General features: G+C 32.1%; 15 protein-coding genes. 5 read left to right on the forward strand and 10 right to left on the reverse strand.

Annotated elements, in window-relative coordinates:
• Positions 1-30: 30 nt before the first annotated feature.
• The 10 genes from IW18_RS07390 to IW18_RS07435 all read right to left on the reverse strand — a co-directional run bounded on the left by IW18_RS07390 (position 31) and on the right by IW18_RS07435 (position 9237).
• Positions 31-642, reverse strand: coding sequence for an RNA polymerase sigma factor (locus IW18_RS07390; RefSeq protein WP_041516960.1), 612 nt, complete (start codon positions 640-642; stop codon positions 31-33).
• Between the two features lie 421 nt (positions 643-1063).
• On the reverse strand, positions 1064-1492 hold the full coding sequence (locus tag IW18_RS07395; protein ID WP_041516961.1) for a hypothetical protein: 429 nt from the start codon (positions 1490-1492) through the stop codon (positions 1064-1066).
• 141 nt (positions 1493-1633) lie between these two features.
• Positions 1634-2506 (reverse strand): succinate--CoA ligase subunit alpha, encoded by an 873-nt coding sequence (gene sucD, locus IW18_RS07400; RefSeq protein ID WP_041516962.1) that lies wholly within the window; start codon positions 2504-2506, stop codon positions 1634-1636.
• Between the two features lie 84 nt (positions 2507-2590).
• Positions 2591-2953 (reverse strand): hypothetical protein, encoded by a 363-nt coding sequence (locus IW18_RS07405; protein ID WP_041516963.1) that lies wholly within the window; start codon positions 2951-2953, stop codon positions 2591-2593.
• Between the two features lies 1 nt (position 2954).
• Positions 2955-3884 carry a UDP-3-O-(3-hydroxymyristoyl)glucosamine N-acyltransferase gene (locus tag IW18_RS07410; protein WP_041516964.1) on the reverse strand — a complete coding sequence of 310 codons (930 nt, stop codon included), beginning with the start codon at positions 3882-3884 and terminating at the stop codon, positions 2955-2957.
• A 136-nt stretch (positions 3885-4020) separates the two neighbouring features.
• Entirely contained in the window at positions 4021-4587 is a 567-nt protein-coding gene (gene efp / locus IW18_RS07415; protein ID WP_035624093.1) for an elongation factor P, read from the reverse strand.
• Positions 4588-4682: 95 nt separating this feature from the next.
• The gene (lpxA, locus tag IW18_RS07420; protein ID WP_029270176.1) at positions 4683-5468 is read right to left on the reverse strand and encodes an acyl-ACP--UDP-N-acetylglucosamine O-acyltransferase; all 786 of its coding nucleotides are present in this window, start codon (positions 5466-5468) and stop codon (positions 4683-4685) included.
• A gap of 75 nt (positions 5469-5543) precedes the next feature.
• Positions 5544-6932 carry a bifunctional UDP-3-O-[3-hydroxymyristoyl] N-acetylglucosamine deacetylase/3-hydroxyacyl-ACP dehydratase gene (locus IW18_RS07425; protein WP_041517281.1) on the reverse strand — a complete coding sequence of 463 codons (1389 nt, stop codon included), beginning with the start codon at positions 6930-6932 and terminating at the stop codon, positions 5544-5546.
• Positions 6925-7968, reverse strand: coding sequence for a UDP-3-O-(3-hydroxymyristoyl)glucosamine N-acyltransferase (gene lpxD, locus IW18_RS07430; RefSeq protein ID WP_041516965.1), 1044 nt, complete (start codon positions 7966-7968; stop codon positions 6925-6927). The genes IW18_RS07425 and lpxD overlap by 8 nt, the downstream gene beginning before the upstream one ends.
• Before the next feature lie 39 nt (positions 7969-8007).
• A complete protein-coding gene (locus IW18_RS07435) occupies positions 8008-9237 on the reverse strand; it encodes an HD domain-containing protein (RefSeq protein ID WP_041516966.1) in 1230 nt (409 codons plus the stop codon).
• 221 nt (positions 9238-9458) lie between these two features.
• Between IW18_RS07435 and porX the strand changes: the two genes are divergently transcribed.
• From porX to IW18_RS07460, 5 genes are all read left to right on the forward strand, one after another.
• Positions 9459-11012: a T9SS response regulator signal transducer PorX gene (gene porX / locus IW18_RS07440; protein ID WP_041516967.1), complete on the forward strand. Its 1554-nt coding sequence runs from the start codon at positions 9459-9461 to the stop codon at positions 11010-11012.
• Positions 11013-11122: 110 nt separating this feature from the next.
• Entirely contained in the window at positions 11123-11782 is a 660-nt protein-coding gene (locus tag IW18_RS07445) for a tetratricopeptide repeat protein (protein ID WP_041516968.1), read from the forward strand.
• Positions 11783-11805: 23 nt separating this feature from the next.
• On the forward strand, positions 11806-12213 hold the full coding sequence (tsaE, locus tag IW18_RS07450; protein WP_041516969.1) for a tRNA (adenosine(37)-N6)-threonylcarbamoyltransferase complex ATPase subunit type 1 TsaE: 408 nt from the start codon (positions 11806-11808) through the stop codon (positions 12211-12213).
• Positions 12214-12223: 10 nt separating this feature from the next.
• The gene (locus IW18_RS07455) at positions 12224-12697 is read left to right on the forward strand and encodes a GNAT family N-acetyltransferase (RefSeq protein WP_041516970.1); all 474 of its coding nucleotides are present in this window, start codon (positions 12224-12226) and stop codon (positions 12695-12697) included.
• Between the two features lie 83 nt (positions 12698-12780).
• A complete protein-coding gene (locus tag IW18_RS07460; RefSeq protein ID WP_041516971.1) occupies positions 12781-13980 on the forward strand; it encodes an alanine dehydrogenase in 1200 nt (399 codons plus the stop codon).
• Positions 13981-13997 lie beyond the last annotated feature (17 nt).

Here is a 13997-nt window from a genome sequence, read left to right on the forward strand (position 1 = left end):
TGATTTTTTTTACTTTTTTTTAAAATAAAATTAACATGCAGTTGAAGATAGTAGAATAATTAACGAAATACTCCCCTTCCATTCTTTGCGAAGTGTAAGTAAACCGCGATGTAAGAGATTACTAGCCGATTGGTAATTTACATCTAACATATCGGCAATTTGTTCCACTGTTAATCCTTGGTGATATCTTAAATACAGAGCTTCTTTCTGGCGAGCAGGCAAATCGTTAAGTAATTTATTCAGGTGAACTACTTTTTCTTTTGTAGCATAATCATCATCAATTAGCTCATGCTCTACAGAGAATTCTAAAAGAAATGCGATAGAATCTGTACTAGTAGCTTTACGAAAAATATGATCGCGCTCGTGCAAACGTGCAATTCGCTTACGAACGCTAGACAATAGGTAAGCTTTTACAACAACAGAACTTTGTAATCCGTTTCGATACACCCAAATATCCGTGAAAACGTCCTGAACACAATCCTGCACTTTTTCGGCATAAGGAGAAAGTGAATTTCCGTAATTAACCAAATCTCCATAGTATTTTTCGAATAATATCGAAAATGATTTTTCATTTCCATCTTTCAAGTTATTCCAAAGCGTAATGTCGTCAAAAGTTTTAAATTGTAAAGTTTTGGTATTCATATTTTATTTTGGGTAGAATTCTTGAAAATAAGCTCTTGGTTTTAACATAAAGAATACGGTTTTTTAACATTATCCTTTACTTCTGTGCGATAAATATATAAAAGCAAATTTTTAAAACCAATTATTTTACACAAAAGAGGCAGTTCCGTAATGTACGAAAACTGCCTCTTTTTACTGATTTACTTAGGGGTTAGCCATAGTTTTATTATTTTTCAACATATGAATAAACATCAAAATTGTCAGATTTTACCACCATCATTTTTGTTATTTTTTTTAACAAAACTTACTCCAAAAGTCCATTTGTCTGTTTCCGTTTTTAAAACATAAACCTAAATTCAACATATTATAATCTAAAACTCTTAATACAACAAAAGCCTTGCTAATAGCAAGGCTTTTGTTGTATTCTAATTTAAAATAACTTTTAGAAAGCTACATTCCATCTAGGTAATTTTGCATTTTCATCTAAGAAATTTTGCAAAACTTGTCCTTCAACTGCAGTTGGAATCGCTTTTACGTCAGCATTAAAAGTTTCGTACCAAACCACTTCTAAAGCATCAATGCTTTCAAGTTTCATTTGAGCTGGCCACGAATACTTTCTTCCTGTTTTTGCGAACTGGTGTCCGTTTACGATTTTATCATATAAACCACCATTTTTACTTTTTAAAGTCCCGTCGTTCTGAACAGTTCCTGTAGAACCAACCATAATCAATTCTTTTGCATCACCTTCAACAGCATAAACTACAAATATTCCTGCACCACCTTCCGGAGCATTACAAACTTGTTCTAAACTGTCTTCAATAGTAAAAGTAAAACTGTTGCTTACTTTAAACTTTTCTAATTCTTTACTCATATTTTTCTTTTTTAAGCTTCTAAGGTTCTGAGAATCTGAGTTGCTAAGTTTTAAATTATATTCCGGACATTTTAAAAATGTAAAAAAGTCTCAACAAAATATTGAGACTTTTTGGGAATTTGTTATTTTGAAATTTGGAGATTATCCAAGTACTTCTCTTACTTTTTTACCAATTTCAGCTGGTGAATCAACAACGTGAATTCCGTTGTCTCTCATAATTTGTTTTTTAGCAGCAGCTGTATCATCAGAACCACCTACAATAGCACCTGCATGACCCATTGTTCTACCAGCAGGAGCAGTTTCTCCAGCGATAAAACCAACAACTGGTTTACGGTTACCATCAGCTCTAACCCATTTAGCAGCATCAGCTTCTAATTGACCTCCAATTTCACCAATCATGATGATAATTTCAGTTTCAGGATCGTTCATCAATAATTCAACAGCTTCTTTAGTTGTAGTTCCAATAATTGGATCTCCACCAATACCAATAGCTGTAGTAATTCCTAAACCTTGTTTTACAACTTGGTCTGCAGCTTCATAAGTTAAAGTTCCTGATTTAGAAACGATACCAACTGTTCCTTTTTTGAAAACGAAACCTGGCATAATACCAACTTTAGCTTCACCTGGAGTAATTACTCCTGGACAGTTTGGCCCGATTAATCTAGAGTTTCTTTCTTTAACATAATTATTTGCTTTAATCATATCTGCTACAGGAATTCCCTCAGTAATAGCAATAATTACTTTAATTCCAGCATCAGCAGCTTCCATAATTGCATCAGCAGCAAAAGCTGGTGGAACAAAAATGATAGATGTATCAGCTCCAGCTTGCTCAACAGCATCTTTAACTGTATTAAAAACCGGACGATCTAAATGGCTAGTTCCTCCTTTTCCTGGAGTAACACCACCAACAACATTAGTACCGTACTCAATCATTTGAGAAGCGTGGAAAGTTCCTTCGCTTCCTGTAAATCCTTGAACAATTATTTTGGAATCTTTATTAACTAAAACACTCATGATATATATTTTATGTAGTTTTTAAAATTGTGATGCAAAAGTAAGGTTTTGTAACGTATTTTAACCTTTTTGTCTTCAAAAAAATTAAGAAAATTGACTCATTTGATAACCACGATATAATTTATCGTCTTTTATTTGCCAAATAGTAGCAAAATGGGCTAACAACATCTCTTCTCTAGGGTTCTCAATCGTTTTCACAAAATGAGAATATCGTATTGAAACCAGATCATCTTCAGCAATAATATGACTTATTCTAACTTTGGAACGTACATAAGCACGACTTAATTCATTTGCCATATCGAGCATCGAATTATGATCCATTTCGATTAATCCTTTGGTGCTGTGCCAATCTAACTTTACATCAGTATGCAAGTAAGTTTTCATGATTTCGCTATCAATTAAGGCATCTGACTTGTAAAATTTTTGAACAAATTCTTTTATAGACATATTACTTCAATTTATTTAAAATTTCAGGAATCTTTTTGATATTGGCCAATTGTTTTAACTTCTCTCTTGATTCTTCGATTGGAGTTCCAAAATAAGATTTTCCACCTTCAACCGATTTAGTAACACCAGTTTGCCCCATAATAACAGCCTTTGCTCCTATCGTGATTCCGCTTGTTGTTCCTACTTGTCCCCAAATTGTAACTTCGTCCTCAATAACAACACAACCGGCAATACCAGTTTGAGAAGCGATCAAACATTTCTTTCCAATCACCGTGTCATGTCCAACATGCACTTGATTATCTAGTTTTGTTCCTTCGCCAATTGTTGTATCTCCTGTAACACCTTTGTCAATTGTACAAAGAGCACCAATTCCAACATTATCCTCAATAACAACTCTTCCGCCAGAAATTAACTGATCGAAACCATCTGGACGTTTTTTGTAATAAAAAGCATCGGCACCTAAAATAGTTCCGGCGTGAATCATTACACTATCTCCAATTACAGTATGATCGTAAATAGTAACATTAGGATGTATCAAGCAGTTTTTACCAATTGTAACGTTGTTACCAATAAAACAATTGGGCTGAATTACCGTTCCTTCTCCAATAGTTGCAGAAAGAGCAATCGCCACATTTGTAGCTTGGAAAGGTCGAAAATGTTTGGTTAGGGTATTAAAATCTCTGAAAGGATCATCAGAAATCAAAAGTGCTTTACCTTCTGGACAATCTACTTTTTTGTTTATTAAAACAATAGTAGCCGCTGATTGTAAAGCTTTATCATAGTATTTAGGATGATCAACAAAAACGATATCTCCTGGTTCAACAACATGTATTTCATTCATGCCTAAAACGGGAAAGTTTTGGTCACCTATAAATTCGCAGTTAAGCAAATTTGCAATTTCTTGTAAAGAATGAATCTTTGGAAATTTCATATATTTAAATTAGAAAATTTGTCAATTAGAGAATGTGTCAATTAGAAAATGAGTCAATTAGAAAATAAAAACTATTCAATTTCTGCGTATGCATTAATTTTCTAATTGACTCATTGACAAATTATCTAATTAAAAATTACTCTTTTACACGCTCCATGTAAGAACCTGAAGCTGTATCAATTTTAATTTTATCACCTTCATTGATAAACAACGGAACGTTTACAGTTGCACCTGTTTCTACCGTAGCAGATTTTGTAGCATTAGTAGCTGTATTTCCTTTTACTCCTGGCTCAGCATAAGTAACTTCAAGAATTACAGAAGATGGCATATCTACAGATAAAGGCAAATCAGTTTCAGTATTAACCTGAACCATTACGCTTGTTCCTTCTTTTAATAGACCTGGCGCATCCAAGATGTTTTTATTCAAAGAAATTTGCTCAAAAGATTCTGTATTCATAAAATGAAATTCATCTCCTTCAGCATATAAAAACTGATAATTATGCGTCTCTACACGCACATCGTCAATTTTATGTCCTGCAGAAAATGTATTATCTAATACTCTTCCTGTGGTTAAACTTCTTAATTTTGTTCTTACGAAAGCAGGACCTTTTCCAGGTTTTACGTGAAGAAATTCAACGATTTTATAAATATCGTGATTGAATTTAATACACAATCCGTTTCTAATATCTGATGTAGATGCCATTTTTTTTTATTTTATTTAATTTTTGTTGAATCGTTTATTCGTTTAATTATTTAGTCGATCAAACGATTAAACAAATAAACAATTAAACTTTTATTTTAATAATTTCCTGAATAACCTTTCATAATTCCTCGTGATGAATTTCTGATAAAATCTAAAATTTCATCTCTCTCAGGAGTAGCTTCCATTTCAGCTTCAATAATACTTAAAGCTTGTGTTGTATTGTAATTTTTTTGGTACAAGATTCTGTAGATTTCCTGAATTTCTCTGATTTTTTCAGTACTAAAACCTCTTCTTCTTAAACCAACTGAATTGATTCCTACGTAAGATAACGGCTCTTTTGCTGCTTTTGTATAAGGAGGAACATCTTTTCTAACTAAAGATCCACCAGAAATCATAGCATGATCTCCAATATGAATAAATTGGTGAATCGCTGCCAAACCACCAATAACGGCGTGATTTCCAACAACTACGTGACCTGCCAAAGCAACTCCGTTTACAATAATAGCATTATTTCCAATTTCACAATCGTGTGCGATGTGAGCGTAAGCCATTACCAAGCAGTTATTACCTAAAATTGTCTGTCCAGACGCAACTGTACCTCTATTTATAGTAACACATTCTCTAATTGTACAATTATCTCCAATGATGGCAAGAGAATCCTCCCCGCCAAATTTTAAATCTTGTGGCACCGCAGAAATTACAGCCCCTGGAAAAATATTACAATTTTTACCAATACGAGCACCTTCCATGATGGTCACATTTGAACCAATCCAAGTACCATCACCAATAACAACATTATTGTGAATTGTTGTAAAAGGCTCTATTACAACGTTTTTAGCGATTTTGGCGCCGGGATGAACATATGCTAATGGTTGATTCATCTGTAAGTTTTATATTTTATAATTAAAATAATCTAATTTGGGCAACAAACGTAAACAATAAAATTGATTAAACTATTATTGTTTTCTAGCAATTTGAGCCATCAATTCTGCCTCAGTTACTAATTTTCCGTTTGCATAAGCATTTGCCTGCATGTGACAGATTCCTCTTCTAATTGGTGAAATCAATTCACACTTAAAAATTAAGGTATCACCCGGCAAAACTTTATGTTTAAATTTAACATTGTCAATTTTCATGAAATATGTTAAATAATTTTCAGGATCTGGAACAGTACTTAAAACTAAAATCCCTCCCGTTTGCGCCATAGCTTCAACAATTAAAACTCCTGGCATAACTGGTGCTTCAGGAAAATGTCCTACGAAGAAATTTTCATTCATAGTAACATTTTTCATTCCAACCACATGACTATCAGACATTTCTATAATTCTATCGATTAATAAAAATGGAGGTCTGTGTGGTAAAACAGCCATAATTTTATGAATATCCATTAATGGCTCAAGATTTAAATCATAAACCGGTACATGGTTTCTTTGCTCAATTTTAATAATTTTTGCCATTTTTTTAGCAAACTGAGTATTTACATAATGCCCAGGCTTGTTAGCAATAATTTTTCCTTGAATACGAACGCCAATTAATGACAAATCTCCAACAACATCTAATAATTTATGTCTTGCAGCTTCGTTTGGATAGTGTAAAGTAAGGTTGTCTAAAACTCCATTTGGTTTAACAGAGATTTTATCTTTCCCAAAGGCTTTCTTTAAATTCTCCATTGTAGCATCAGATATTTCTTTATCTACATATACAATAGCATTGTTTAAATCTCCACCTTTAATTAATCCGTTTTCTAAAAGAGACTCTAACTCATGTAAAAAACTAAAAGTTCTTGAATTAGCGATTTCTTCTTTAAAATCGGCTATACTTTTCATAGTTGCGTTTTGAGTACCTAAAACTTTAGTACCAAAATCAACCATTGCAGTTACCTGATAATCATCACTTGGCATAACAAGAATCTCGCTTCCAGTAGTTTCATCTGTAAAAGAGATCACTTCTTTTACCACATAAACATTACGTTTAGCATCTTGCTCTTCGATTTCTGCCTTTTCGATTGCTTCAACAAAATATTTTGAAGAACCATCCATAATTGGAAGTTCTGAAGCATTTAACTCTATAATAACATTATCCAAATCACATCCAACTAATGCAGCTAAAACATGCTCTGGAGTTTGAATTTTAACTCCTAATTTTTCTAAATTAGTACCTCTTTGCGTATTAACAACATAATTAGCATCAGCCTCAATGACTGGTTGACCTTGCAAATCTACTCTTACAAAAGTGAAACCATTATTAATTGGAGCTGGTTTAAAAGTCATTGTAACTTCTTTCCCAGTGTGTAATCCAACTCCTGTTAGTGAAATTTCATTCTTGATGGTCTTCTGTTTAACCATTATTTCCATTTTTTGGGTTTATTATTTGTTTTTTTAATTCATCCATTTCGGCCACAATCTTAGGCAAATTCTTAAAATGAACATACGATTTATTAAAATCTGTATATCCAAGTGATGGAGTTCCTTGTAAAATTTCTCCATCTTTAATGTTTCTTGCTACTCCTGATTGAGCTTGAAGTCTAACATTATTACCTATAACTAAGTGACCTGCGATACCAACTTGCCCGCCAATCATACAGTTTTCGCCAATTTTTGTAGAACCCGCAACACCAGATTGTGCAGCGATTACGGTATTTTTACCTATTTCTACATTGTGCGCAATCTGAATTTGATTGTCTAATTTAACTCCTTGTCTAATAATAGTAGACCCAAGAGTTGCTCTGTCTATTGTGGTATTTGCACCAATGTCAACATTATCTTCTATAATAACATTTCCAATTTGCGGCACTTTACTATATACTCCTTCTTCATTTGGAACAAATCCAAAACCATCTGCACCTATAATTGTTCCAGAATGTATGGTACAATTATTTCCGATAACAGTTTCAGAATATATTTTAGCGCCTGCAAAAATATATACATTATCGCCAATAACAACATTATCGCCAATAAAACTGTTTGGATAAATTTTTACGTTATTACCTAAAACCACATTTTGTCCTATATAACTAAAACTTCCTAAATATAAATTTTCACCATATTTAGTTCCTTCAGTAATAAAAGAGTTCGTTTCGATTCCATTTTTATTCAATTTTACTTGATTATAAAAATGCAAAAGCTTCGAAAAAGAGGCATAAGCATCTTCTACTTTTATTAAAGTTGTGGTAATTTCTTGTTCTGGTATAAAGCTATCATTAACAATAGTTACTGATGCTTTTGTACTATATATGTAGTTGATATATTTCGGGTTAGCCAAAAAAGTAAGAGATCCTTCCTCACCTTCTTCTATTTTAGACAGCCGAGAAACTTCTGCATTGGGATCCCCAACAACTTCTCCTTCTAAAATTTCTGCTATTTGTTCTGCTGTAAATTTCATTGCGACAAAAATATAAAAAATAGATTTTAAATGTTAATTTTATATAAGTTGTTTTGGAAAACAGATGTAATATTTTGTCACCAACTTAGATAACGATTTCAAATTCAGCTGATCAGATGCTTCAACAACATCTTCAATTGTTTTGTCTTTTTTCAAAATTCGTATCGGTTCTGCCTCTTTACTGTATGCTTGGTTTTTTATTTTCCCCCTAAAAATAAAATAACCGGCTTCTAATTGCGAAATATGATGTACTTCGGCAAATTCTTCTTTAAGAGACTGAGACTCTTCCATTGGAATTTTCTCTGCACTTAATTTAATCTTTAACAAATCTCTATTAATAAGCATTTTACTTAACGTAGAAAGTATAAAATCATTATGTTTTTGCCAAGCTTTTAGAGCGCTAATAATATCAAAATCATCTAATTGAGAAAACAAATCTAATTTCTCTGCGTCAAAATTTTCGAGAGTAATTTTATTTTTCATGAAATACAACAGAGGCTCACTGCAAGGAAGATTTATTCCTTTTAATGTTAATTCCTTTGCTCTTTTAAGCACTTTCATCAAAATTAATTCGGCAACTAAACTTGTTTTATGCAAATATGCCTGCCAATACATCAATCTTCTTGAAAGCAAGAATTTTTCTACTGAATAAATCCCTTTTTCCTCAATAACCAAAGTACCATCAACAACATTCATCATTTGAATTAAACGCTCAGAATTGACATTTCCTTCGGCAACACCAGTATAAAAGCTATCACGTTTTAAGTAATCCATTCGATCCATATCTAATTGACTTGAAATCAATTGCAACATGAATTTCCTATGATAATCACCTTTAAAAACCTGAATCGCTAAACTCAATTTCCCGTCAAATTCTTCATTTAGCTGGTTCATAAACAATAATGAAATAGCTTCATGATTTACATCTTCAACAATACTTTTTTCCATCGCATGCGAAAACGGCCCGTGACCAATATCATGCAATAAAATAGCAATCAATAATGCATTCTCCTCTTCAGATGATATTGCTACACCTTTAAATCGAAGAGTCTCAATGGCTTTCTGCATCAAATGCATACAGCCCAGAGCATGATGAAAACGCGTGTGATTGGCTCCGGGATAAACTAAATACGATAATCCCATTTGTGAAATACGGCGTAAACGCTGAAAATATGGGTGCTGAATTAGATCGTAAATAAGTTCGTTCGGGATGGAAATAAACCCATAAATGGGATCATTGAATATTTTTAACTTATTGATATGAGTCACTATTTGGTTATTTTTAGGTCAACAAATATAAGTAAATAACTATAAACAGCTTTGCGTTTTTCACTTAAAAATCAACAATAATTCATTATGATTATCAAGGCAGTAACAAATTGCAAAAAAATTTTAATACCAAAATCGCAATACTTTATTCTATAATTTATACTATTTTTAATACTTTTTAAGTTCTATACTTCTAAATTGCATTAAAATTATATTCGTTTATGGACAAGATAAAAATACTTTGGGTCGACGATGAAATCGATCTATTAAAGCCACATATATTATTTCTGGAGAAAAAAAACTACGCTGTAACTACTTGTAACAATGGTTTAGATGCAATTACTTTATTTGAAGAAGACAATTTTGACATTGTTTTTTTAGATGAAAATATGCCAGGAATGAGTGGTTTGGAAACACTTTCAGAAATGAAAGAAAAAAAATCGGCAATTCCGATGATTATGATCACCAAAAGTGAAGAAGAATACATAATGGAAGAAGCCATTGGTTCTAAAATTGCCGATTACCTGATCAAACCCGTAAATCCAAACCAGATTTTATTGAGTTTGAAAAAGAATCTGGATCATTCGAGATTAATTTCAGAAAAAACTACACTAGATTACCAAAAGGAATTTCGAAAAATTTCAATGGAATTAGCAATGGTTAATTCCTTTGAAGATTGGGTAGAATTGTATAAAAAATTGATTTTTTGGGAATTAGAACTTGAAAATATCAACGATCAAGGAATGATTGAAATCCTTGAATCTCAAAAAGTTGAAGCGAACTCTCAATTCGGGAAATTTATAGAAAGAAACTATGAGGACTGGTTTGCACCAAAGGCAGACAAACCAATTCAATCGCACAGTTTATTTAAAGAATTAGTGGTTCCGGAAATTAAGAAGAAAGACAAACCTATTTTATTTGTTGTAATTGATAATCTTCGTTATGATCAATGGAAATCTTTTGAAACTGTAGTTTCTAATTATTATAAATTAGAAAAAGAGGTTCCTTACTTCTCTATTCTTCCAACAGCAACGCAATATGCCAGAAACTCTATTTTTTCAGGTTTATTGCCAATCGAAATGGAAAAACAATTTCCGCAATACTGGAAAAATGATGTCGAAGATGGAGGAAAAAATCTTTATGAAGCCGAATTTCTTTCGGCTCAATTAAAGCGTTTGGGATTAAATATCAAAGAAGATTATTTTAAAATCACGAATTACGCTGGAGGAAAAAAACTTGCTGAAAACTTCAAAGCATTAAAAGGAAATGACTTGGTAACAGTTGTTTACAATTTTGTTGATATGTTATCGCACGCCAAAACCGAAATGGAAGTAGTTAAAGAACTTGCTTCAGATGATAAAGCTTATCGCTCACTGACTTTGAGTTGGTTTAAAAATTCTCCGCTTTTAGAAATCATTCAGCAAGCACAACTTTTAGGATTTAAATTAATTTTAACCACAGATCATGGAACAATTAATGTAAAAAACCCTTCAAAAGTTGTTGGAGATAAAAATACAAGTTTAAATTTGCGTTATAAAACAGGTCGTAGTTTAACCTACGAACAAAAAGATGTGTATGTAGTAAAAGAGCCAAAGACAATTGGTTTGCCTGCTATAAACATGAGTAGTTCGTTTATTTTTGCCAAAAATGATTACTTTTTAGCTTATGTAAACAACTACAATCATTATGTGAGTTATTACAAAAATACATATCAACACGGGGGAATTTCGTTAGAAGAAATGATTATTCCGTTTTTGGTATTCAACCCGAAATAAGAAAAGTTTTCAGTCACAGTTTTCAGTTTTCAACTGCGACTAAAAACTGTGACTGAGACTAAAAAATTCTTTTTAAAATGTTTTTCCGAAATAGAAAAAGTAACTATTATATGAAGAGAATATTGATTTTTTCACTCTTTTTAGTTTTTTTAACGAACATTAATTTTAGCCGCGCTCAAGATTGTCCTCAGGGAATCAACTTGATACCCATGTACGGTCAAGTCAAAAAATGTACGCAACAAATACAAAGTGACAATCAATTTATTGAAGAAGCCGAGAAACAATTTAAAAATAAAAAAGCTGCTTCTGAATACTATGCCAATAAAGGATGGGAATATTTTTATAAAGATGAACTTGACACTTCAATGAAAAGATTTAATCAAGCTTGGCTTTTAGATAATGAAAATCCAAATGCCTTTTGGGGATTTGGGAATATTTTAGGAAAGAAAAAAGAATACGAAAAATCTGTTGTTTATTTAGAAAAATCCATTGCGCTAGATCCAAATAATGGAAAAGTATTTTATTGTGCAGCGGTAAGTTATGGTCAAATATTTATGGAGAAAAACGATAAAAAATATTTAGATTTAGCTATAAAAAATTTAAATAAAGCGGTTAAAATCGAACCAAAGAATGGAAGTTATTACGCGCAATTAGCAAATTCTTATGCTTATTATCAAAAAAAAGATAGCTTAAATAAGTACATCAGAAAAACAGATGAAATTGATCCTAAATTAATCAATCCAGAAGTTAGAAAGTTTGCAAAAAAATAATAAAACTAAATTAAATAATAACAATGAATATCATTTTTTCATTAGATCAAATTGAAGAAGTAGCCGAACAAATTTTAGTGTCAAATCCTAAAAAAATTATTCTTTTTAACGGAGAAATGGGTGTTGGAAAAACCACGCTTATCAAGCAACTATGTAAAAGTTTAGGAGTTGAAAGCGCAACAAGTAGCCCAACCTTTTCTTTAGTTAATGAATATTCTACCTCAAATAATCAAATCGTTTATCATTTTGATTTTTACAGACTAAACAAAGAAACTGAAGCTCTTGATATGGGTGTTGATGATTATTTATATTCTGGAAATTGGTGTTTTATTGAATGGTCTGAAAAAATTGCGAGTTTACTTCCTGAGGAAACTTCTACAATTACAATTGAGTTATTGTCTGATGGGAAAAGAGAATTGAAATTAGCTTAAATAAAACACAATGAATACCCATAATATAGTAGAAATTATTCCCTTTTCTTCAGATTTAAAAGACCCCATTAAAACTTTAAACAAAGAATGGCTTCAAAAGTATTTTAGAGTTGAAGAAAAAGACGAAATCGTACTTTCAAATCCGCAAGAAGAAATTATCGACAAAGGTGGAATGATTTTCTATGCAAAATATAATAATGAAATTCTAGGAACCGTTTCCTTGCTAAAAATTGACAATACTACTTTTGAATTGAGTAAAATGGCCGTTTCAGATAAAGCTCAAGGTCTAGGCATTGGTAATAAACTTTTAGTACATTGTTTAGCTGTAGCTGAAGAAAGAAACATCAAAAGGTTATTTTTATACTCGAATACAAAACTACTTCCAGCTATTCATTTATATGAAAAATTTGGTTTTGTTGAAATTCCGCTTGAAGATGGAGTTTACGAAAGAGCCGACATAAAAATGGAAAAATTATTACCCTAAATATTAAAACACTATTAGCACAATTTTTACATTGATTTTAAAACTTTTTACGTAATTTGTACTCTTAATATTTCGCACAACCCATGTCAATCACCTTAACTCCATTTACGAAGCAACAATTGCTGCCACAAGAAGAAAAACTTGAAATTGGCCGATTTAAAAGAGAGCTTTTCATTGGGATTCCAAAAGAAACAAGTTATCAGGAACGTCGTATTTGTTTAACTCCAGATGCCGTGAACTCTTTAACTTACGAAGGTCATCGTGTAATGATTGAATCTGGCGCAGGAGAAAGTTCTAGTTATTCTGATAAAGAATATGCTGATGCTGGTGCAGAAGTAACAAAAGACACTAAAAAAGTTTTTGGTTGTCCATTATTATTAAAAGTTGAGCCGCCTACATTAGCAGAAATCGAGATGATTAATCCTGAAACGACGATCATTTCAGCCATTCAGCTAAAAACAAAGAAGAAAACTTACTTTGAAGCTCTAGCCAAAAAAAAAATTACCGCACTTGCATTCGAATATATTAAAGATGAAGATGGATCGTATCCAGCCGTAAAATCGTTAAGCGAGATTGCCGGAACTGCTTCTATCTTAATTGCTGCCGAATTAATGATTACGGATGAATTTGGAAAAGGACTTTTATTCGGTAATATTACTGGCGTCCCTCCTACCGAAGTTGTGATTTTAGGCGCAGGAACTGTTGGAGAATTTGCTGCTAAAACCGCTATTGGTTTAGGTGCAAACGTAAAAGTATTTGATAACTCAATTACCAAATTACGTCGTTTACAAAATAACTTAAGCCAGCGTATTTTTACTTCTACAGTACAACAAAAAGCATTATTAAAAGCTTTAAGACGTTGTGATGTAGCCATTGGTGCTATGCGCGGAAAAGAACGTTGTCCTATTATTGTTACCGAAACTATGGTTGAACACATGAAAAAAGGTGCCGTAATTGTAGATGTAAGTATTGATACTGGCGGATGTTTTGAAACCTCGGAAGTTACAACTCACGAAAAACCTACTTTTATAAAAAGTAACGTTCTGCACTATTGTGTTCCAAATATCCCATCAAGATATTCTAAAACTGCCTCACTATCAATAAGTAATATCTTAACTCCATACCTACTTCAAATTGCCGAAGATGGTGGTTTAGAAAGTGCTATTAGATGCAATAAAGGACTAAAAAACGGAATTTACTTATACCACGGAATCCTAACAAACAAAGCAATTGGCGAATGGTTTGATTTACCAGACAACGACATTAATTTACTTGTATTTTAAAGGAAGTTTAGCTTACC

The sequence above is a fragment of the Flavobacterium hibernum genome (genome assembly GCF_000832125.1).
GTDB lineage: Bacteria > Bacteroidota > Bacteroidia > Flavobacteriales > Flavobacteriaceae > Flavobacterium > Flavobacterium hibernum.

Excerpts from the sequence above, each read along its gene's own strand:
- efp (WP_035624093.1), bottom strand. The coding sequence starts at position 4,587 with ATGGCATCTACATCAGATATTAGAAACGGATTGTGTATTAAATTCAAT.
- IW18_RS07410 (WP_041516964.1), bottom strand. The coding sequence starts at position 3,884 with ATGAAATTTCCAAAGATTCATTCTTTACAAGAAATTGCAAATTTGCTT.
- IW18_RS07445 (WP_041516968.1), top strand. The coding sequence starts at position 11,123 with ATGAAGAGAATATTGATTTTTTCACTCTTTTTAGTTTTTTTAACGAAC.
- IW18_RS07395 (WP_041516961.1), bottom strand. The coding sequence starts at position 1,492 with ATGAGTAAAGAATTAGAAAAGTTTAAAGTAAGCAACAGTTTTACTTTT.
- tsaE (WP_041516969.1), top strand. The coding sequence starts at position 11,806 with ATGAATATCATTTTTTCATTAGATCAAATTGAAGAAGTAGCCGAACAA.
- lpxD (WP_041516965.1), bottom strand. The coding sequence starts at position 7,968 with ATGAAATTTACAGCAGAACAAATAGCAGAAATTTTAGAAGGAGAAGTT.
- IW18_RS07405 (WP_041516963.1), bottom strand. The coding sequence starts at position 2,953 with ATGTCTATAAAAGAATTTGTTCAAAAATTTTACAAGTCAGATGCCTTA.
- lpxA (WP_029270176.1), bottom strand. The coding sequence starts at position 5,468 with ATGAATCAACCATTAGCATATGTTCATCCCGGCGCCAAAATCGCTAAA.
- IW18_RS07390 (WP_041516960.1), bottom strand. The coding sequence starts at position 642 with ATGAATACCAAAACTTTACAATTTAAAACTTTTGACGACATTACGCTT.
- IW18_RS07455 (WP_041516970.1), top strand. The coding sequence starts at position 12,224 with ATGAATACCCATAATATAGTAGAAATTATTCCCTTTTCTTCAGATTTA.
- IW18_RS07425 (WP_041517281.1), bottom strand. The coding sequence starts at position 6,932 with ATGGTTAAACAGAAGACCATCAAGAATGAAATTTCACTAACAGGAGTT.
- porX (WP_041516967.1), top strand. The coding sequence starts at position 9,459 with ATGGACAAGATAAAAATACTTTGGGTCGACGATGAAATCGATCTATTA.
- IW18_RS07460 (WP_041516971.1), top strand. The coding sequence starts at position 12,781 with ATGTCAATCACCTTAACTCCATTTACGAAGCAACAATTGCTGCCACAA.
- sucD (WP_041516962.1), bottom strand. The coding sequence starts at position 2,506 with ATGAGTGTTTTAGTTAATAAAGATTCCAAAATAATTGTTCAAGGATTT.